This window comes from Pseudomonas sp. BCA17 (assembly GCF_004519405.1).
In the GTDB taxonomy this organism is placed as follows: domain Bacteria; phylum Pseudomonadota; class Gammaproteobacteria; order Pseudomonadales; family Pseudomonadaceae; genus Aquipseudomonas.
In genome coordinates this window covers 201,839-220,322 of record NZ_SGWI01000004.1, presented here as the reverse complement: position 1 = coordinate 220,322, position 18,484 = coordinate 201,839, and the positions used below count along the sequence as shown (strand labels likewise).

Annotated in this window: 20 protein-coding genes; 11 read left to right on the top strand and 9 right to left on the bottom strand. The window is 58.7% G+C overall.

Annotation, left to right across the window (positions count from 1 at the left end):
- Positions 1–31: 31 nt before the first annotated feature.
- Positions 32–838: a TatD family hydrolase gene (locus EXW71_RS17155; RefSeq protein WP_134659788.1), complete on the bottom strand. Its 807-nt coding sequence runs from the start codon at positions 836–838 to the stop codon at positions 32–34.
- Positions 839–1,073: 235 nt separating this feature from the next.
- Between EXW71_RS17155 and EXW71_RS17150 the strand changes: the two genes are divergently transcribed.
- From EXW71_RS17150 to EXW71_RS17140, 3 genes are all read left to right on the top strand, one after another.
- Positions 1,074–2,495, top strand: a complete 1,422-nt coding sequence (locus EXW71_RS17150) for a transglycosylase SLT domain-containing protein (protein WP_134659790.1) — start codon at positions 1,074–1,076, stop codon at positions 2,493–2,495.
- A gap of 103 nt (positions 2,496–2,598) precedes the next feature.
- Positions 2,599–3,033 carry a DoxX family protein gene (locus EXW71_RS17145; protein ID WP_134659792.1) on the top strand — a complete coding sequence of 145 codons (435 nt, stop codon included), beginning with the start codon at positions 2,599–2,601 and terminating at the stop codon, positions 3,031–3,033.
- 260 nt (positions 3,034–3,293) lie between these two features.
- Positions 3,294–3,602, top strand: a complete 309-nt coding sequence (locus tag EXW71_RS17140; RefSeq protein WP_123715188.1) for a class I SAM-dependent methyltransferase — start codon at positions 3,294–3,296, stop codon at positions 3,600–3,602.
- Between the two features lie 4 nt (positions 3,603–3,606).
- Here EXW71_RS17140 and EXW71_RS17135 read toward each other — a convergent pair whose 3' ends face one another.
- Genes EXW71_RS17135 through EXW71_RS17125 form a run of 3 tightly spaced genes read right to left on the bottom strand, consistent with a single transcriptional unit; the run spans position 3,607 to position 7,016 of the window.
- Positions 3,607–5,352: a Gldg family protein gene (locus EXW71_RS17135; protein WP_134659794.1), complete on the bottom strand. Its 1,746-nt coding sequence runs from the start codon at positions 5,350–5,352 to the stop codon at positions 3,607–3,609.
- A gap of 15 nt (positions 5,353–5,367) precedes the next feature.
- Positions 5,368–6,093: an ABC transporter permease gene (locus tag EXW71_RS17130; protein ID WP_134659796.1), complete on the bottom strand. Its 726-nt coding sequence runs from the start codon at positions 6,091–6,093 to the stop codon at positions 5,368–5,370.
- Entirely contained in the window at positions 6,090–7,016 is a 927-nt protein-coding gene (locus EXW71_RS17125; protein ID WP_134659802.1) for an ATP-binding cassette domain-containing protein, read from the bottom strand. Before EXW71_RS17125 ends, EXW71_RS17130 begins: the two co-directional genes overlap by 4 nt.
- 227 nt (positions 7,017–7,243) lie before the next feature.
- On the opposite strand from EXW71_RS17125, the gene EXW71_RS17120 reads away from it, so the two are divergent.
- Both EXW71_RS17120 and greB read left to right on the top strand, forming a co-directional pair.
- Entirely contained in the window at positions 7,244–8,248 is a 1,005-nt protein-coding gene (locus tag EXW71_RS17120) for a hypothetical protein (protein ID WP_134659804.1), read from the top strand.
- A 120-nt stretch (positions 8,249–8,368) separates the two neighbouring features.
- Complete coding sequence (gene greB / locus EXW71_RS17115) at positions 8,369–8,842, top strand: transcription elongation factor GreB (protein ID WP_134659806.1); 474 nt, start codon at positions 8,369–8,371, stop codon at positions 8,840–8,842.
- A gap of 45 nt (positions 8,843–8,887) precedes the next feature.
- Here greB and EXW71_RS17110 read toward each other — a convergent pair whose 3' ends face one another.
- Both EXW71_RS17110 and EXW71_RS17105 read right to left on the bottom strand, forming a co-directional pair.
- Positions 8,888–11,398 (bottom strand): ABC transporter permease, encoded by a 2,511-nt coding sequence (locus EXW71_RS17110; protein ID WP_134659808.1) that lies wholly within the window; start codon positions 11,396–11,398, stop codon positions 8,888–8,890.
- On the bottom strand, positions 11,398–12,081 hold the full coding sequence (locus EXW71_RS17105) for an ABC transporter ATP-binding protein (protein ID WP_134659810.1): 684 nt from the start codon (positions 12,079–12,081) through the stop codon (positions 11,398–11,400). The genes EXW71_RS17110 and EXW71_RS17105 overlap by 1 nt, the downstream gene beginning before the upstream one ends.
- 10 nt (positions 12,082–12,091) lie before the next feature.
- Here EXW71_RS17105 and EXW71_RS17100 point away from each other — a divergent pair, with 10 nt between their 5' ends.
- The 3 genes from EXW71_RS17100 (at position 12,092) to EXW71_RS17090 (ending at position 14,148) form a co-directional block, all read left to right on the top strand.
- A complete protein-coding gene (locus EXW71_RS17100) occupies positions 12,092–12,697 on the top strand; it encodes an arylesterase (RefSeq protein WP_134659812.1) in 606 nt (201 codons plus the stop codon).
- A gap of 56 nt (positions 12,698–12,753) precedes the next feature.
- The gene (locus EXW71_RS17095) at positions 12,754–13,047 is read left to right on the top strand and encodes a hypothetical protein (protein ID WP_016972348.1); all 294 of its coding nucleotides are present in this window, start codon (positions 12,754–12,756) and stop codon (positions 13,045–13,047) included.
- A 132-nt stretch (positions 13,048–13,179) separates the two neighbouring features.
- The gene (locus EXW71_RS17090) at positions 13,180–14,148 is read left to right on the top strand and encodes a L,D-transpeptidase family protein (protein ID WP_123715195.1); all 969 of its coding nucleotides are present in this window, start codon (positions 13,180–13,182) and stop codon (positions 14,146–14,148) included.
- A gap of 131 nt (positions 14,149–14,279) precedes the next feature.
- Here EXW71_RS17090 and oprI read toward each other — a convergent pair whose 3' ends face one another.
- On the bottom strand, positions 14,280–14,531 hold the full coding sequence (oprI, locus tag EXW71_RS17085; protein ID WP_003172710.1) for an outer membrane lipoprotei OprI: 252 nt from the start codon (positions 14,529–14,531) through the stop codon (positions 14,280–14,282).
- Between the two features lie 610 nt (positions 14,532–15,141).
- Between oprI and EXW71_RS17080 the strand changes: the two genes are divergently transcribed.
- Entirely contained in the window at positions 15,142–15,423 is a 282-nt protein-coding gene (locus EXW71_RS17080) for a GNAT family N-acetyltransferase (RefSeq protein WP_003189869.1), read from the top strand.
- 61 nt (positions 15,424–15,484) lie between these two features.
- Here EXW71_RS17080 and EXW71_RS17075 read toward each other — a convergent pair whose 3' ends face one another.
- Together EXW71_RS17075 and EXW71_RS17070 are read right to left on the bottom strand one after the other, a co-directional pair.
- On the bottom strand, positions 15,485–16,561 hold the full coding sequence (locus tag EXW71_RS17075) for a 3-deoxy-7-phosphoheptulonate synthase (protein WP_134659814.1): 1,077 nt from the start codon (positions 16,559–16,561) through the stop codon (positions 15,485–15,487).
- A gap of 130 nt (positions 16,562–16,691) precedes the next feature.
- Entirely contained in the window at positions 16,692–17,126 is a 435-nt protein-coding gene (locus EXW71_RS17070) for a PilZ domain-containing protein (protein WP_123715196.1), read from the bottom strand.
- Here EXW71_RS17070 and EXW71_RS17065 point away from each other — a divergent pair.
- Both EXW71_RS17065 and EXW71_RS17060 read left to right on the top strand, forming a co-directional pair.
- Positions 17,125–17,511, top strand: coding sequence for a thioredoxin (locus EXW71_RS17065; RefSeq protein ID WP_123715197.1), 387 nt, complete (start codon positions 17,125–17,127; stop codon positions 17,509–17,511). The two genes, EXW71_RS17070 and EXW71_RS17065, sit on opposite strands and share 2 nt — an antisense overlap.
- On the top strand, positions 17,508–18,470 hold the full coding sequence (locus tag EXW71_RS17060; protein ID WP_134659817.1) for a putative 2-dehydropantoate 2-reductase: 963 nt from the start codon (positions 17,508–17,510) through the stop codon (positions 18,468–18,470). The genes EXW71_RS17065 and EXW71_RS17060 overlap by 4 nt, the downstream gene beginning before the upstream one ends.
- Positions 18,471–18,484 lie beyond the last annotated feature (14 nt).

Sequence of the window (18,484 nt, the reverse complement as noted above, 5' to 3'; positions counted from 1 at the left end):
TGGGTCAATGCGCCGCATTAACCCCGTTGTATCAATCCAGGCGGGGCAGCCCAAAAAAGGCGCGGGCGCAGGCGGTGCTGTGCTCGGCCAGGTCTTCCAGGGTTTCATTACGGTGCAGTGCGGCTTCACGCAACACTTCCGGCAAATAGGCCGGTTCATTGCGGCCATTTTTCGGCTTCGGTCGCAGCGTGCGCGGCAGCAGGTACGGCGCATCGCTTTCCAGCATCAGACGGCCACGGGGGATTTCCCTGACCAGTGGATGCAGGTGTGTCCCACGACGTTCGTCGCAGATCCAGCCGGTGATACCGATATGCAAATCAAGGTCGAGGTAGCTGAAGAGCGCGTGTTGCTCACCGGTGAAGCAATGCACAACGGCGGCGGTCAGGTGGTCGCGGTAATCCTTGAGGATCTCCAGCAGCCGCTGGTTGGCATCGCGTTCGTGGAGAAACACCGGCAGTTTCAATTCGACCGCCAGGGCCAGGTGTTCTTCGAGGACTTTTTCCTGCTGAGGGCGTGGGGAGAAGTCCCGGTTGAAGTCCAGCCCGCATTCGCCCACTGCACGCACGCGGCTTTCGCCGAGCAAGTTGCGTAAACGCTGTGCGCTGTCGCCGTTCCAGTCGCTGGCGGAATGCGGGTGGATGCCGGCCGTGCTGAATAGGTGCTGGCCGCCGTCATCGAGTTTTACGCACAGTTCCAGGGCCTGTTCGCTGCCGTCGACACTGGTGCCGGTAAGCACCAATTGCTGCACGCCGGCGGCATAGGCGCGGTCAAGAACGGCTTGGTGCCTCTCGTCGAAACTGGGGTTGGTCAGGTTGACGCCGATATCAATGAGTTGCATGGTGCTATCTCCGCCTGCGGTCGGAAAGCATATCAGAGCTGTAGATTTATAAGAAAAACGAAGAACTACAACGAGTTAAAGCTGTCTTTGAACGTCGCAAGTGACATTGTGGTTGGCCGAACGCCTTCCCCCATGCCGCCGTTGCGCGCCTTGCCAGCGCTTAAAGCGCTCTGTTTCTGACCCCCAGCCCTTACCTTTCACGGTGGTGCTGGCCAGTATTCTTTGCGGAGAGCGGATGATCCGACACTCGGCGTTGCTTATGTTGTGCCTGACGTTGTTGCTGCCCATGACGGCGGCGGCACGTCTGGACGGCCCGGTGGAAGTGACCAAGCCCGGCAAGGTGCGAGACCTGGCGCAAATTCGTTCCAGCCGCACCTTGCGCGTGCTGGTCAATCAGAGCCGCAACAGCTCTGGCGAAATTCAGGGCCAGGCCATCGGTGTCGAATACCACCGTTTGCGCGCCTTCGAGCAGTACTTGAACGGCCATGCCCGTGACGGTGAAGAAATCAACCTCAAGATCATTCCCAAGGCCAAGGACCAGTTGCTTGGTGCGTTGGCCCGTGGCGAAGGTGATCTGGTGGCCCCGGGTGAACTGTTGGATGTGAAGGCTGCGCACAAGCTCAGCACCAGCGATCCGATCGTCAGCAATGTGCCGTTATGGCTGGTGGGTGTGAAAGGGGAGCGGCGGTTTACCAGGCTTGAACAGTTGTCAGGGCGCACGTTGTCGCTGACTGCCGGCAGTGCTGCGGCGGATGCCATCAGCCAGGTCAATCAGAAGCTGGCGCTGCACAAACTACCGCCGGTGAAGGTGGAATGGGTCGATCCCACGTTGGCGGTGGAAGATGTGCTGGAGATGGTCCAGGCCGGGATCTTCCACTTGACCATCGTTGAGAAGCCCATTGCCGAACGCTGGTCGAAAATCCTGCCCAAGCTTCGCTTTGATAAACAGGTAGTGATCAGCGAGCCAGCTGACGAATATTGGTTCGTGCGCCAGGATGCTTCAATGCTGCGGGCCAGTATCGATCGCTTTCTCAAGACTTATCGAACCCCGTCCGATCAGGATGTGGCATTCCAACGCATCTACCGACGCCTCTATCAGGTGCGCAACCCACTGGCCCGCGCCGACCGCCAGCGTCTGGAGAAGCTGCGGCCGGTCCTGCAAAAATATGCCCGGGAGCAGGGCATGGACTGGTTGAACCTGGCCGCGTTGGCGTTCAAGGAATCCGCACTCGACCCCGGAGCGCGCAACAGCGGTGGCCCCACGGGATTGATGCAGATCACCCCTTCGGCGGCGCAACGGGTCGGGGTGAACAGTATCGAGAGCCTTGATAGCAATGTGCAGGCGGGCGCGCGTTACCTGTCGATGATCCGTCGAAAGTTTTTCGCAAGCCCCAAGCTCAATGAAAGAGAGCGCATGGCCTTTGTGCTGGCGGCGTACAACATGGGGCCGGAGCGGGTGCAGGGCATGCGTGCGGAGGCGCGTCGGCGTGGGCTCAATCCGAATCAGTGGTTCTTCCAGGTTGAACGCATTGCCATGGAGCAGGTGGGTATGAGCGGCGTCAGCTATGTTAATAGCGTGAACAAATATTACTTGGCGTTCAATCGGGAGCGGGAGTCCCTGGAGCCGGCGGGGCCAAAGATTGTTTCACGTAAATAATCGATTTAATCGATAATGATTAGGCATATTTTCGGCTTTTATCATTGCCTAATCTGATTAATATAGCGGCCAACCCCCTCTACTTAGAAAAGGATTACCCCCGATGAGCCCACTGATCAAAAGCATTTTGTCCACCCGCGCCGGGTATGGCCTGACGATTCTGCGTATCGTCGTCGGCATTGTCTTCGCCGCTCACGGTTCGCAAAAGCTCTTCGGCTGGTTTGGCGGTTACGGTCTGGCCGGCACGGCGCAATGGATGGAAAGTATCGGCCTGGCTCCGGGCACTCTGATGGCTGTGTTGTCAGGCGGTACCGAGTTCTTCGCCGGCCTGGCGCTGATCATCGGCCTGTTGGCACGCCCTGCGGCATTGGGTTTGACCATCCTGTCGCTGGTGGCGATTTTCTCGGTGCATATCCATAACGGCCTGTTTATGGCCAACAACGGTTATGAGTTCGCACTGGCCCTGCTGGGCGGCTCGCTGGCGGTGCTGCTGGAAGGCGCCGGCAAACTGTCGGCCGACGGCGCTATCAGTCGCTGATCCCTGGGTACGTCCCCAAAAAGCCCGCCATAGGCGGGCTTTTTCGTTGCCCGGGATTCTTGACACTGGCCTGCAGGCTTCTCTAGGATGCCGTCCATGCGCCGATTTAAACAGCTAATTGCGGGGCGCCACTGGGACTCGATGCAGCCCGACAGAAGTATGTTCTCCCATGCAGAGCACACTTCGAAATACCGCTAAAGCGCTGGTTCGGTGTTGCCTCTCACCTGCCCGCAGACTTTTGAGGCAGAGACCACGACACGATGAATGCACTACACCCCCTGATTCGCCTGGCCCCGATCACTGCGGGCCTGACTCAACGCAATCCAAAGATCCTTCTTGGCGGCAAGCACCAGCCGACGCTGTTGCGTTACCTTGACGGCTGGCCTCGTCGCACCGGGCGGCCTTCGGCGTTTCTGATTCAGTTTGTTGAAGATGGCGATTCCCTGGCCCGCTTTGCCAGCAACAGTTTCGACCTCGCGGTGATACAGGCGCCCAGCGCCAGCGATGCCGATGAAGTGATCCGCCAACTCACGCGTATTGCCCGACAGGGCCTGATTACCCGCCGCTGAGTCCTCAGCGACAAGCCGCGCAAGAGAGCGACCGGCGTCGGCGCAGGCAGAGAGCAAGCACCCAGGCGACCAGGCATAACAGCAGCGGCACGGTCGCAATCAGCAGCAGCTTCAGGCCGTGTTCGAACTGACGCACAGGCGCGTAAGCGTTGACTTTCAGTGCGTTCAGTTCCATGGGGAGTCGCAGGCGCTCCTTGTTGAGCGCTTGTAACGGAGCATTGGCACCCACGGCCTGAGCACCAAGCCCCCCGTTCTGTGGGCTCAAACGTCGCCATTCTTGTTCAGTGCGCTCAAGGCGTCGTTCCAGCTCGCGCGCGCTTTCCCGATATGCCTGTGCCGCCGTGTCGCGCAGGTGTTCGAGCGTATGCAGGGGCTGACTGTTTATGGCGCGTGGTCGAATGTCCGCAAGCGCTGGGGGAGCGGCCAGGTTATCCAACGTATTCAAGATGAACTGCACGTTGCTGTTGGGGGCCGAACGGATGATGGTGTCTGCGAGCATATCCGTGTCGGCAACCACCACCACATGGATCTGTGCAGCCTTCTGCAAACCGGGCGGTTGCCCGTCAAGGCCCTCGGGGAACACCGAGAAGGCGGGGCCTTCAAGGCGAGCAGCAATCACGTGTGCCTGCCTGGGCGCGGTGGCTTCATCGGTGAGTGAGTCGAACGTCGTCGCTAAAGCGAAATGCCCCGCGTCGAGCAGCACCGATTGCCGCGAGCTCTGCAGCAGCGGCGTGAATGTCATGCGGCTTTTCAGAGGGCGGAAAAGTGCACCGCTGCTCGACACGATCACTGAACTCAGTTTCCAACTGCTGATATCGGTGGCGCTCATGGCCTGTCGTGGCAGCTCCAGCCTGGCCGGGTGCAACACCGTTGGACTTGCGGGGCCGAGGGTAGCCGATGTGGCATAGAGGTCATCCACCAACAGCTTGTCCGTTGGCATCTGTACACCCCAAGCCGCCAGCAGCCCCTCCAGCCTGGAGTCTGGCGAAGCGGCATTCGTGTCCATTTCGCTCACCGGATCGATGAAGATCATCAACTTGGCACCCTTCAATACGTGCTGCTCAATCGCATACAAAGCGTGTTCGGGCAGGGTGCGCGGATGCACAACCATCAACGTATCGATTGATGACGGTACCTGGGCGATGTTGGTGCTCAGTTCCACCAGGTTGAAATGCCCACGCATGTGCGCCAGGAGTTCTCCCGTGGAAGCGCTTGACGCGAGCCCTGACAGCAAGCCGACAGTCGGACGCTCAGGCTGCATCAGTTCAAGGATCAGATGGCTGATTTCGTACTCAAGCAAGGGGGCGTGGTCCGGGTTGAACGCTTCGATGCGCCGTGTGCTCTGACCGGCACGTGTGCCGATGAGCCCCAGGAATCCTTGCGTATCATCCAGTCCGAATAAACTGGCCTTGTAGGCTTCTTCGGAAAATGGAGTTGGGTCGATAACGTGCAGGTTGATCAAGCCCCTGGCTGCTTTTTCAAACTCCTTGAGCATGTCCTCCACCCGTTGACCATAGCGTTTCAATAGCTGGTTTTTCTTGGGATCATTGATTGAGTTGAAGTAATACAAGTCCAGCGGGCCTTCGAGTGTTGTAAGAAAATGCCGCGTGGCCGGTAATAAAGTGTGTTTCTTCTCCTGTGAAAAATCCCAGCGAATGTCAGGTAGCTTTTTTACCCAGACCAGATTAAAGGCGAGAAACAACAGCGATATAACCATGAGTGTCATACCGGTACGAAGAGCGGATCGCATCAGTGGCTTTCCTTCTCAGCGGTTTTTGTAGTTGAGTGTGACGGTCGTCGCTGCAAGAAAAACAAAGATGATGCTGGTGAAGTAAAAAACGTCATGAAGTGTCAGTTTTCCGCTGTCCATCGTACTGAAACGCAAGATGGGATTGAGCGATATCAAACTGTCGATCACCCATATCGGGGTTTGATGTTCAAGCGCATCCAGAACGGATGAAACACCGCTGATCGTCAGTAGCAGGCCCAGTGTCAATAAGAAAATTACAATGCGCTGGTGAGTCAGTGCACATACAAAACAACCAACGGCCAGATAACTGCCTGCCAGTAACCAGCTGGCGAAGAACTGTGAGGCGATTACGGCGTTATCGGCTGTGCCGAGATAGTTGGCGGCGATCACTATCGGGAAGTTTAAAAGTACGGCAAGGCCGCACACGACCCACGCCGCCATGAACTTTCCGATAACGCGTTCCATCGAGGTGACAGGCAAGGTTTTCATCATGTTGGAAAAGCTCGCACTGTGTTCATCCGACCATAACTGCGTCGATAGCGTGGGAATCAGCAGAAGATACAGCCAAGGGTGAAACTCGAAGAAGGCCTGCAAGTCGCTGCTGTTTCGCTCCATCCATTGCTGAGCGTGCAATCCCAGCGTGGCACACAGCGCCAGGAACACCGCCACGCTCAAATAAGTACCGGGTGAGGAGGCATAACTGGCGAGCTGGCGTTTGAAAATGACGGTTAGCAGTTTCAAGGGGAAACCTCTTCACTGAGATGGTGAATCACGTCGTTCAAGCGTCCTGGTTCCAAGTGCATGGACGTGACCTTCCAGCCGCGGTGGGTGATGAGCGCATTGATGGAGGGAAAAATGGAGTGGCCAGGCATGGCCAGAACCGTCACGGTGCCGGGTGCATCCCGGTCTTCTTCGATGCCGGCGACGCCAGGTAATACGGCAAGGGCCAGCAAATCCACAGGCGTATCGGCGGCGAGGGTCACGGCTTGGTAGTGCCTTGAGCTACGCTGCAAATCCACCAACGCCGTGTCGGCCTTCAGGCGACCCCCCGCGATAACCAACGCCCGGCTGCAGAGATCAGACAGTGCGTCGCCATGACGGGAGGCGATGATGAGCGTCATTTCCTCGCTCAAGGACTGGATAAGGGTCCTGAGCTTGAGCCACTCATCAGGGGCAAGATCCTCCAATGGTTCGTCCAGTAAAAGCAGGTCGGGCGAATGCACAATGGCTTGGGCAATGGCAACTTTGCGCTTTATGCCGAGGGGGAGCGTATCGATCGGGTAGTTGGACACGGACAACAGTTCCAGGCGCGTAACGACTTGATTGACTCTTCTGCGTTTTTCGGCACCGCTGAATCCCCGAACGGCGGCAATAAAGTTCAGTAGGCTTTTGACGGTCATCACTGTGTGACTGGGAACGTCGTGGAGTTGATAGCCAATGGCGTTCTTCGTCTGGATGGAATGGGTCTGGGTGTTTAAGCCCTGGATATTGATGTACCCGGAGGTCGGTTTTAGCACACCCGCGATCAAATTCAGCAGCGTTGTTTTACCGGAGCCCCGCTCTCCAAAAAGACCCACGCATTCCCCGCGCTTGACGCAGAATGAAAGTTGGGTGATGACATTTTTTCTGCCAAGTTTTTTCGTCAGGTTGCTTATCTCGATCATGGGCTTACCGAATAAGTTTGGCAGGGTGTATGAATAGCGATTAGGGCTTTAAAAAGGGTACGTTCAATGGTTGCGCTTGGGAACGCGCGGTTGGATTAATAAGAAAAGTCCTACGCCCGGTTTGATAACTCACTGAAACAATTGTTTTGCTTGAGGGTTTATTAATGCTCGGATGTTTATCTGATGTTTATATAAAGTTTCCTTTTTTGTGATGAGGTCTGATTGTCATGATGCTTCTACGTACCCTTGTTCTTGAACGCAGTGGCGAAGAGGCACCGGTCAACGGTGCACTGCTCTGTGGGTTTGCTGTCGCCCAGATCGAGTCAAACTTTCTTGTATATAGCCTAGATGAAGAGGCCGAACCCGGTCACTCAAGGGTTTATATCGCTGCATTGCGTAAAAAACTCGAACGGTATTTCCTGGGCGGAGTGGACTCCAAGGAAGATCTGCAAGTGGCGATGCAGGTCTTCAAGCAGATCCTCATGGCCGCATCTGGCGCAAAGACAAGTGGCGCCGGTGAAGCCCAGACTCCCTTTCATTTTGTCGATTTGAAAGGTTGCAGGTTGCCGCCTGCCAGGCCGGAGGATCATCACTCGGTCATTATCAAGAAAGCGCTGGTGATGAAGGTGATTACCTTAGGCATGTCCGCGCCCGCATTGCCCGCGATTGAAAGTAATACCGTCATCGTGCCGAACATTCGCTTTTCGTCACAAATGGTTGCATCGCCGAAGGAGATGAGCCCTCCGAAGACCGCCACTCAGTTGCCGGATAAATACACCGCTGAAGAACCTTCGCATTCGGTGGCCGCGGTACCCGAGACATTCGTGCCGGCCGGGCCGGGTGCACTGCCGGTTGAGTTTGAAGCGAGCGAGGCTGCGCCTGCGAAACGGCCAGCCCATCAGGAGCACGCTACGTTGCTTGAGGTGGACAGCACACTGGCTAATCTTGCCCGCGTCGTCCAAGAGCTGACGCAAAAAAAGCACGCGGCCATCGAGCGAGAAGAGATGCTTGAACAGTGGCAAGTTCGCCTGCAGCATCAGCAGGGTCAGCTGGATGAGAAAAACCGCGAGGTGGAGCAGCGCCACAGGCACCTGCAGGAAGAGGCGTTGGGTGTTGGCCGAAAAGCCGAAAAGCTGACGCTGATGATGTCGCAGCTATCAGCCATGCGGCAGCGCCTGCACACCACGCTGCTTGAATTGGACCAGGTCCTGGAGGCGACAGAGATGAATTGATCCGCCCGCCGCTCTGGCTACTTTGCAGGGTTCATTTATCATCAGCTCCAGCCAGCCGACGCCAGGGCATGATGCCGTGACGTATCGGCACCATTGGACATTGTCTGGGGATGCAAGGGTTTGAGTACCAAGCTGATTACCAAAGAAGGTCATGAAGCGCTGAAGAAGGAGCTGGACTATCTGTGGCGTGAGAAGCGCCCGGATACCACTCGCAAGGTGACATGGGCCGCTTCCCTCGGAGACCGCAGCGAAAACGCGGACTACCAGTACAACAAGAAGCTGCTGCGTGAAATCGACCGGCGGGTGCGCTACCTGCGCAAACGCCTGGAAGACATGCGCGTGGTGGAGTACATGCCCGAGCAGGAGGGGAGGGTGTTTTTCGGTGCATGGGTGGATATCGAAAACGAACAGGGTGAGACCAAGCGCTTTCGAATCGTGGGTTATGACGAGATCTACGACCGCATGGATTACATCTCCATCGACTCGCCCATGGCGCGCGCGCTGCTTCGCAAGGAAGTGGACGACGAGGCGATTGTGCAGACCCCAAACGGTGAGGTGTGCTGGTGGATCACCAAGATCGAATATGTGAAGTAGACAATGATGGCCTGCGCCCTGGGTAGAGCGCAGGCCATCTGTGTTTCAGCTTTCGCGCAGTACGGTCAGCGGGCTGGTGTTCAAGGCGCGGCGCGTACCGAATACCCCGGCGCCAGCAATGAGCACGGCACCTATCACCGGCAACAGCAACAACCACGGATGAGGGCGCCAGGCAAGGTCGAAAGCGTAGCGATACAGCACCCAGGTCACCAGCTCTGTGCCGAGTGCGGCCAGCAGGCCACTGACCGCACCCAGCAGGCCGAACTCAATGCGCCGTGCTTTGACCAGCAACGTACGTTCGGCACCTAGCGCACGCAGCAGCGCACCTTGGCGAATTCGCTCATCCAGCGTGGCCTGCAAGCCGGAGAGCAGCACGGCCATTCCCGCCGCCAGTACAAACAGCAGGACATACTCCACCGCCAGGGTCACTTGGGCGAGGATGCTGCGCAACTGCTCCAGCAGCGCCTCGACCTGCAGGATGGTCACGGCCGGGAAGGCCCTGGACAGGTCAACGATCTGTTGGTCGTGCCCCGGCGCGAGATAAAAGCTGGTCAGGTAGGTCGCGGGCAGGTCCTTCAATGTGCCCGGCTGGAAGATCATGAAGAAATTGGGTTGGAAATTATCCCAGTTGATCGTGCGCAGGCTAGTCACCCGGGCCTCGCGATTTTCGCCGCCTACCGTGAACACCAGGTGATCGTTGAGCTTGAGCTTCAGGCTTTCGGCAACTTTGGCTTCTACCGATACCCCGGGGATGTCATCGCTCGGTTGCGACGACCACCAGGAACCTGCGGTCAGGACATTGCCAGGTGGCAAATCGGCGGCCCAGGTCAGGCTCAAGTCGCGCTGTATTGCACGGTCGCCGCTGGAGTCCTTGCTGACAAGCTGTTGCACCGGTTCGCCATTGATGCTGATCAGCCGGCCTGGCACCACCGGATATAACGGCGCGGATTGAGCCTGTACCTGCAGCAGCCGCTCGCCAAAGGCGTCTTTGTCGGCCGGCAGGATGTTCAGCGCAAAATAGTTGGGGGCATCCTTGGGCAACTGGTTCTGCCAGGTGTCGAGCAATTCGCCCCGCAGCAGGGCGATCAGCCCCATGGATAACAGGATCAAGCCAAAGACCAGTGACTGGCCTGCCGCCGCCAATGGATGACGCAGCAATTGGCCAAGGCCCAGGCGCCAAGGCAGCGAGGCACGCGCCAACAACCGGCGCAGGCTTTGCAGCAGCAGTAGAAGCAAGCCGCCGAGGATCAGCGCCGCCACTACGCCACCGCCCAGCAACGCAAAGGTCAGCACCAGGTCAAGGCTCAGGCGCCACATGATCAGGCCGAGCGCGAACAACGCTGCGCCGTAGACCATCCAGGTGCCGGACGGAATAGGTAGCAGGTCGCGGCGCAGTACTCGCAGCGGTGGAACGCGGCCCAGGGCCGCCAACGGCGGCAGGGCGAAGCCGGCGAGGGCCACCAGCCCGGTGCCAATACCCGCGGCCGCAGGTAGCAACCCACCGGGCGGCACGTCCGCCGGCAGCAGGTCGTGCAGGAAATAGAACAAGCCAAACTGCGCCAGCCAGCCGAGCAGGGCGCCGGTCAGGCTGGCCAGCAACCCCAGTACACTCAGTTGCAGGCTGAACAGCAGCATCGCTTCGCGCCTTGAGAGGCCCAGGCAGCGCAACAGTGCACTGGCATCGAAGCGTCGGCTGGCAAAGCGATTCGCCGACAATGCCACCGCTACGCCGGCCAGCAGCACCGCCACCAGGCTGGCCATGTTCAGGTAGCGCTCGGCCTTGCCCAGGGCGCCGCCGATCTGCTGATTGCCGTCGCGAGAATCCTGCAGGCGCTGGTTGGCGGCGAGCCCCGGCTTGACCAGGTCACGATAGGTTTGCAGCGCCGTACTGCCTTGGGGCGCGCGCCACAGTTCGCGGTAACTGACGCGGCTGCCGGGCTGGACCACGCCGGTGGCATCCAGGTCCGCCAGGTTGATCATCACCCGGGGCGTGAGGCTATAGAAGTTGCCGGCACGGTCGGGCTCATAGGTCAGTATGCGCGTCAGGTGCAGGGTCTTCAGGCCGACATCGATGTTGTCGCCAACCTTCAAATCCAGCGCTGTCAGCAGCCGTGCCTCCACCCAGGCTTCGCCGGACTTCGGGCCGCCTCCTGCTGTTTCGACCCCGAAGGGCTCTGCTGTACTTTTAAGTTCGCCGCGCAGCGGGTATTGCTCGTTGACCGCCTTGATGCTCGAGAGCTGGATACCGTTATCCGTGGCGATAACGCTGGAGAACTCCACGATGCGTGCGTGATCCAGGCCCAATTCGGTCCCGGTCTGTATTTGCTCGGGGCGGGCCGGCGAGCTGCCTTCGAGTACCAGGTCGGCACCGAGAAACTCAGTGGCGCGCAACAACATGGCGCCGTTGAGGCGTGCACCGAAGTAGCCGATGGCGGTGCTGGCGGTGACGGCCACCAGCAGGGCGAAGAACAGCACACGCAATTCGCCGGCGCGGGCATCGCGCAGCAGTTGACGCATGGCAAGGCTGAACAGGCGCAATAGCGGCAAACGTGCCATCAAGGCTCCAGGGGCGCGACCATCAGGCCGGCTTCGAGGCGAATCAAACGCCGGCAACGGTGAGCCAGGCGTTCATCGTGAGTGACCAGCACCAGGGTCGTGCCGCTCTCTTTGTTGAGTTCGAACAGCAAGTCACTGATGCGCTCGCCGGTGTGACTGTCGAGGTTGCCGGTGGGCTCATCGGCAAACAGCACGTCGGGTTCGGCCGCGAAGGCGCGTGCGATGGCCACCCGCTGCTGTTCGCCACCGGAAAGCTGGCGTGGCGAGTGGGTCAGACGCTGGCCCAGGCCGACGCGTTCCAGCAGGTGCGTGGCGCGCTCGCGGGCGTCCTTACGGCCGTCCAGTTCCAGCGGCAGCATGACGTTTTCCAGCGCGTTGAGGCTGTCGAGCAGTTGGAAGGACTGGAATACAAAGCCCACATGCTCGGCACGGATGCGCGCACGCTGGTCTTCATCGAGCTGGCTCAACGCCTGGCCGGCCAGGGTGACTTCGCCGCTGCTCGGCAGGTCGAGGCCGGCGAGCAGGCCGAGGAGGGTGGATTTGCCGGAGCCGGAACTGCCGACGATAGCCAGGCTGTCACCTTTGTTCAGTTCCAGGCTCAGTTCGTGCAGGATAGTCAGTTCACCTTCCGCGCTGGGAACCACTTTGCTAAGGTTCCGCGCGGTGAGAATGCTTGCGCCCATGGAGAATCCGATGCGAATGTGGTTTTTGAGTGCTGGCCTGGCCTTGATGTGCATGGCCCAGAACGCAGCGGCGGGTACAGTCCTGATCGTCGGCGATAGTATCAGTGCCGGTTTCGGCCTGGATACCAGCAAAGGATGGGTCGCGTTGCTGGAACAACGGCTCAGGCAGGAAGGTTTTGACGATAAAGTGGTCAATGCCTCCATCAGCGGCGACACCAGTGCAGGAGGCCTGGCACGGCTGCCGGCGGCGCTTGCAGAGCATAAGCCGGATGTAGTGGTCATCGAGCTGGGTGGTAATGACGGCTTGCGTGGCCAGCCTCCAGCGCAATTGAAACAAAATCTTGCATCGATAATCGACCAGTCCAAAGCCGGTGGTGCCAAGGTGCTGTTGTTAGGGATGCAATTACCGCCCAATTACGGCCCGCGTTACACCACGGCATTCGCTGAGGTGTACGGCGTGTTGGCCAAGGAGAAAAACATCCCGTTGGTGCCGTTTTTTCTCGACGGCGTGGGGGGGCATCCTGAGCTGATGCAGGCGGATCAACTTCACCCGGCGGTCGGTGCCCAGGGCAAATTGCTGGAAAATGTCTGGCCGACGCTAAAACCGCTGTTATGACGCTTTTCTACCGGCAGGCTTTCGGCTAAGGTGGCGCCCCCGATTTGGAGCCCTCGATGTCGCGTCCTGCCTGGTCCCTGTTTAATTACCAACTGATCGAGCCGGACGAGCAGCTGGATCTGTTCGCCTGCCAGGAAGTCAGGGTGCATCTGGTGGCGCGCCAGCTGGAGTTGGGCGGCTCGATTGATCGCACACTGTGCGGCACGCTGTTGCCGGCACAACCCCGCTGGTCATCGGTGGACCGCTCGATTTTTCAGGATCAGCGTCTGTGCCCGTTGTGCCGCGCCATTCTCGAATCGCAAAAGCGCGGCACGCCGCCGATCTGGCCGGAGTTGCGATTTGAGTTATAGAAGCAGCTTCAAGCTTCAAGCTTCAAGCTATAAGCTTCAAGCTGTGGGTTTTAAGCTGTAAGCTTATGGCTGAAAGCTTGAGGCTTGTGGTTCGCTTTTAACCTACCCGTCGTTCTGCGAAGGATTTTCCGGATGTTGTCGCGCCTTTCCGTCGTCACCTGCTGCCTGTCTCTCGCTGCTCTTTGTGCGGCGGGGCCGTCGGCAGCCTTGCAGTTGCCCTTGCCACCGCCCGGTGAGGACATCGTTGGTCAGGTCCAGGTCATCAAGGCCAAATACGAAGATACCTTTGCCGACCTGGGCACTACCTATGACCTGGGCTATTCGGAAATGGTCGCGGCCAACCCAGGCGTGGACGCCTGGTTGCCTGGCGCGGGCACCGAGATTGTGCTGCCTACGCGGTTCATCCTGCCGCCCGGCCCCCGTGAAGGCATCGTGATCAACCTGGCGGAGTACCGGCTCTACTACTTCCCCAAAGGGCAGAACGTTGTCTACACCTTTCCACTGGGGATTGGCCGTGAAGGCTGGGGCTCGCCGATCGCCCATACCAGCATCATCGCCAAGACGCCGAACCCGACCTGGACACCTCCCGCTTCAATCAAGGCTGAACACGCCGCCAATGGTGATCCGCTGCCCAACGTGGTGCCCGCCGGGCCGGACAACCCGCTGGGTCCGTTCAAGTTCACGCTGGGCACGCCGGGCTATCTGATCCACGGCTCGAACATGAAATTTGGTATCGGCACGCGTACAAGCCATGGCTGCTTCCGCATGTTCAACAACAACGTATTGGAAATGGCCAGCATGGTGCCGGTAGGTACCTCGGTGCGCATCATCAACGATGCCTACAAGTTCGGCAGCAGCGGCGGCAAGGTCTACCTCGAAGCGCATACGCCGCTGAACGATGATGGCACGCCTTCGGTGGTCGACAAACATACTGCGGTCATCAACGCCTTGCTCAAGCGCGAAGACTTGGCCAACAACCTGCGGGTCAACTGGGATCAAGTGCGGGATGTGGTCGCCGCCGAAGATGGCCTGCCAACTGAAATCGGTGTACCTGGCACCGCGCCGGTTGCCTCCAGCGCACCGATTGATTTACAGCAGTAAGCCTCTTGGCAGCCCGCCACGGCCCTTGCGCCGTGGCGGGCTTTTTATTGTCTGGGATTGCGGACCGAATTCCAGGCAATAAAAAAGCCGACCCAAGAATGGGTCGGCTTGATAACAACCCCGAAGGATTATTACTTGCGGCTTGCTTTTTCAAGCATGCGCAGAGCGCGCTCGTTAGCTTCGTCAGCAGTCTGTTGTGCTTTTTGAGCAGCAGCCAGAGCTTCATCAGCTTTACGGTAGGCTTCGTCTGCACGAGCCTGGGAGCGAGCTGCTGCGTCTTCAGTAGCAGTCAGACGAGCTTCGGTTTCTTTGGAGACGCTGCTGCAACCGGTAGCCAGAACTGCGGCCAGAGCCAGAGCAGAGAATTTCAGAACGTTGTTCATCGTGTTCCCCTTCAAGGACTTTCTATTAAATGGCTACGTTCTCAGAGTGAGCTGATAGCCGGCGTACATACTACCCATTACTTGTAGTAAGTAAACTGACGTAGCGCAAGAAGCAAAAAAAAATCTTGAGCTGCATCTATTTTGGCTAACCTTTTTGAAATCTGCATAAAAACTATCCAGTTCTCTTCATCGTGATTGAGATTGGATCCAGGCTGAAAGCTACGGCCCGCATGTGCTAAGCCGGTTGAACAGATGAAAATATATATATCCACGGTGACACTTTTGTACAGGCTGCCTTTAACCCGCCGGATATCTTTTGCGCATCTAGAGGTGACTTTAAGAGCGCCTGTTCGTCTCAAGCTTCAACTGCCGGCAATGTTCAGGCTTTCGATCATTGGTTGATCGAGGCCCTTTCTATATCCACCGCCGCGGGGATGACGTGTGCGCCTTGAGCAATTGCAGGATTGGTGCCTACTATCTCCCTACGTGCTGGTTGTGAGCGCTATGGGTTTTCTCGCTGTCGAAACCGGCACGGGGTGGCGTAGATGTTCCTTCGCCGGAAAAACATCGGTAAGGTAGGGTCGCAATTCCAGACCCGCGAGGAGTAGTGATGAGCGAGGCGTTGTCCATCCACCATGACCAGGCTGGTCATCAGTTCGAGACCAATGTGGACGGTCATCGTGCCTATCTGACCTATATGGACCTCGGGAAGCAGACCCTGGATATCTATCGCACCTTCGTGCCCAACGCGCTGCGGGGGCGGGGCATCGCTGCTGCGTTGACCGAAGAGGCGTTGAAGTTCGCCGAAGAGGCCGGCTACACGGTGATCCCTTCGTGCTCTTACGTAGAGCGCTACATGGAGCGCCACCAGCGCCATGCCGCAAAGCTGTGAACTATAAAACCGCACCATGAAAAACGCCGGGCTTAGCCCGGCGTTTTTGTGTGCGTCATGCTCAGGTGCGCTTGCGGTTGGGCAATACGTCCTTGAGCTTGGCGCGCATGCTGCGCAAGGTGGTTTCGGTGGCGGACCAGTCGATGCAGGCATCGGTGATCGACACGCCGTACTGCAGGTCGGCGAGGTCTTTTGGAATCGCCTGGCAACCCCAGTTCAGGTGGCTTTCGACCATCAGGCCGATGATCGACTGGTTGCCTTCAAGAATCTGGTTGGCAACGTTTTCCATCACCAGCGGCTGCAGGGCCGGGTCCTTGTTGGAGTTGGCGTGGCTGCAGTCGACCATGATGTTCGGCTTGATCCCGGCCTTGTTCAGCGCCTGTTCGCACAGGGCGACGCTGACCGAGTCATAGTTGGGTTTGCCGTTGCCGCCGCGCAGTACCACGTGACCGTAGGCGTTGCCCTTGGTGGTGACGATGGACACGCCACCTTCCTGGTTGATGCCCAGGAAGCGGTGGGGGCTGGAGACCGACTGCAGCGCGTTGATCGCGACCGTCAGGCCGCCGTCGGTGCCGTTCTTGAAGCCCACGGCCGAGGAAAGGCCGGACGCCATTTCGCGGTGGGTCTGGGACTCGGTGGTACGCGCGCCGATGGCCGACCAGCTGATCAGGTCCTGCAAGTATTGCGGCGAGATCGGGTCGAGGGCTTCGGTGGCAGTGGGCAGGCCCATTTCAGCCAGGTCCAGCAGCAACTGGCGACCGATGTGCAAGCCGTCCTGGATCTTGAACGAGTCATCCAGGTAAGGGTCGTTGATCAAGCCTTTCCAGCCGACGGTGGTGCGCGGCTTCTCGAAATAGACTCGCATCACCAGATACAAGGTGTCGGACACTTCCGCCGCGAGCGCTTTGAGGCGCTCGGCGTATTCGTGGGCAGCCTTGAGATCGTGGATCGAGCACGGGCCGATCACCACGAAGAGGCGGTGGTCGGTACCGTCGAGAATGTCACGGATGACTTCGCGGCCCTTGGTGACGGTCTGCAGGGCAGCGTCGCTCAGGGGGATTTCGCGTTTGAGCTGATCAGGCGTGATCAGGGTCTCGTTGGATTCGACGTTAAGGTCGTTGATCGGTAAATCAGCCATCGTGTTACTCGTCAGGGTCACGGTGCCGGCCGCCAGCCATCCCCGTGCGGCGGAGCACAGCATGATTTGAATGCAGGGGGAAGGAACCTTAGCGCGTATCACCGGCCCGCGACAATGGGCAAATCCCGCTTTAATCCAGCACTGGCTGCACAAAAGCCTCATGGGAGAATTCGACGGCATGGCGTGAAACCCAGTCGAGGGCCATGGCTTCGTGTTGCGCAGATGTCGGCTCGGCGTCTTCGTGCAAGCGGCAATAGCGCTCGATCTGGCACACTTGTTCGCCCATCCGTGCACTGAACAAGGCGTGCTCATCGGTAAACGAGATACCGATACGGTAACCATTTTCGACTTTACGGCACCACGCCACGTAGCCTGGATAGCGGGCGTTCGCACCCAGGGACGGAATCCGCAAATCAACCGCTGTGCCCTGGCGCCAGGCGCGCGGACAATTGCAGGCAACACCGCCCAGGCCGATAGTGTGCAGGCGCGAACGGGACATGGCAGGAGAGGGACGTTGGATCAACTCGACAGCGACATCATCAGGGTGAGGTAAAAAACGACCCATGTACACGGACTCCGAGCGCCGTCCCGTTGACGGCAGTGGCAGCAGTATAGTGAAGGAACTGGAATTGACCGACCTGGATATTGACCAGCAATTGCTGGGCTTGCCGGGAATTTCACTGGTGGTGTTTACCAGCGTCGGGTGTTCCAGTTGTCGCTGGGCACGTCAGCAGTTGCCGGGTTGGCACTTACCGGTGGACCGCGTGTGTTGGGTGGACGCCGCGCACAACGGCGGCGCCGTCGAGCGCTATCAGATCTTTCATTTGCCCGCGTTATTCGTGGTATGCGAGGGTCAGTTCCTGGGGCAGATACAGACGCGTATTACGCGTAATGACGTTTGCGATGCAGTACAACAAGCGCTTACCCGCACTCCAGAGGATTTGCCATGACAGCAGTCGCACACCGTTCACCCCGTATCGGCATCATCGGCACCGGCGCTATCGGTGGGTTCTACGGCCTGATGCTGGCGCGTGCCGGCTTCGATGTGCATTTTTTGCTGCGCAGTGAATACGCCGCAGTCAGCGAGCATGGCCTGCACCTCAACAGCAAGGTGCATGGCAAATTGCACCTGCATCCCGTCCAGGCCTATGCCCGCGCTGCAGATATGCCTGCGTGCGATTGGTTACTTGTGGGCACCAAGTCCACGGGCAATGTGGACTTGGCGCCGACGCTCGCCCAGGTTGCGGCGCCGGATGCCAGGATTGTGCTGCTGCAAAATGGTCTTGATGTCGAAGACAGTTTGCGCGAGCACCTGCCGCCGTCGCTGCACCTGCTTGGCGGCCTGTGCTACATCGGTGTGCATCGCTCCGGCCCTGGCGTCGTCGAGCATCAGGCGTTGGGGCGAGTCAACCTGGGTTATCACAGTGGCAGCGCAGCCGACGATGAAGCTGGCCAAAAAGCCATCGTCGAAGAGGGCGCCGGGCTGTTCCATCAGGCCGGTATCGAGTCCCAGGCCATGGCCGACGTGCACCAGGCGCGCTGGCATAAACTGGTGTGGAATATTCCCTATAACGGTCTTTCCGTGGTGTTGGGCACCGGCACCACGGCGATGATGGCCGATCCATCCAGCCGCGAATTGATCCAGGCCTTGATGGCCGAAGTGGTGCAGGGCGCCCGTGCTTGCGGTCATGACATTGCGGCCAGTTACGCCGACCAGATGTTTGCGATGACCGAAACCATGGATGACTACCTGCCCAGCATGTACCACGACCACCTGCACAAGCGCCCATTGGAACTGGCGGCGATTTACGCCCGGCCGCTGGCGGCGGCACAGGCGGCAGGCTGCGAATTGCCACGCATCCAGGCGCTGTACCAGGCCTTGAGTTTCATAGATCGGCACAACCGCTGATTCGGGAGAAAACA

Coding starts and splice junctions, on each gene's coding strand:
- EXW71_RS17155 (WP_134659788.1), bottom strand. CDS start 838: ATGCAACTCATTGATATCGGCGTCAACCTGACCAACCCCAGTTTCGAC.
- EXW71_RS17150 (WP_134659790.1), top strand. CDS start 1,074: ATGATCCGACACTCGGCGTTGCTTATGTTGTGCCTGACGTTGTTGCTG.
- EXW71_RS17145 (WP_134659792.1), top strand. CDS start 2,599: ATGAGCCCACTGATCAAAAGCATTTTGTCCACCCGCGCCGGGTATGGC.
- EXW71_RS17140 (WP_123715188.1), top strand. CDS start 3,294: ATGAATGCACTACACCCCCTGATTCGCCTGGCCCCGATCACTGCGGGC.
- EXW71_RS17135 (WP_134659794.1), bottom strand. CDS start 5,352: ATGCGATCCGCTCTTCGTACCGGTATGACACTCATGGTTATATCGCTG.
- EXW71_RS17125 (WP_134659802.1), bottom strand. CDS start 7,016: ATGATCGAGATAAGCAACCTGACGAAAAAACTTGGCAGAAAAAATGTC.
- EXW71_RS17120 (WP_134659804.1), top strand. CDS start 7,244: ATGATGCTTCTACGTACCCTTGTTCTTGAACGCAGTGGCGAAGAGGCA.
- EXW71_RS17110 (WP_134659808.1), bottom strand. CDS start 11,398: ATGGCACGTTTGCCGCTATTGCGCCTGTTCAGCCTTGCCATGCGTCAA.
- EXW71_RS17105 (WP_134659810.1), bottom strand. CDS start 12,081: ATGGGCGCAAGCATTCTCACCGCGCGGAACCTTAGCAAAGTGGTTCCC.
- EXW71_RS17100 (WP_134659812.1), top strand. CDS start 12,092: ATGCGAATGTGGTTTTTGAGTGCTGGCCTGGCCTTGATGTGCATGGCC.
- EXW71_RS17095 (WP_016972348.1), top strand. CDS start 12,754: ATGTCGCGTCCTGCCTGGTCCCTGTTTAATTACCAACTGATCGAGCCG.
- EXW71_RS17090 (WP_123715195.1), top strand. CDS start 13,180: ATGTTGTCGCGCCTTTCCGTCGTCACCTGCTGCCTGTCTCTCGCTGCT.
- oprI (WP_003172710.1), bottom strand. CDS start 14,531: ATGAACAACGTTCTGAAATTCTCTGCTCTGGCTCTGGCCGCAGTTCTG.
- EXW71_RS17080 (WP_003189869.1), top strand. CDS start 15,142: ATGAGCGAGGCGTTGTCCATCCACCATGACCAGGCTGGTCATCAGTTC.
- EXW71_RS17075 (WP_134659814.1), bottom strand. CDS start 16,561: ATGGCTGATTTACCGATCAACGACCTTAACGTCGAATCCAACGAGACC.
- EXW71_RS17065 (WP_123715197.1), top strand. CDS start 17,125: ATGTACACGGACTCCGAGCGCCGTCCCGTTGACGGCAGTGGCAGCAGT.
- EXW71_RS17070 (WP_123715196.1), bottom strand. CDS start 17,126: ATGGGTCGTTTTTTACCTCACCCTGATGATGTCGCTGTCGAGTTGATC.
- EXW71_RS17060 (WP_134659817.1), top strand. CDS start 17,508: ATGACAGCAGTCGCACACCGTTCACCCCGTATCGGCATCATCGGCACC.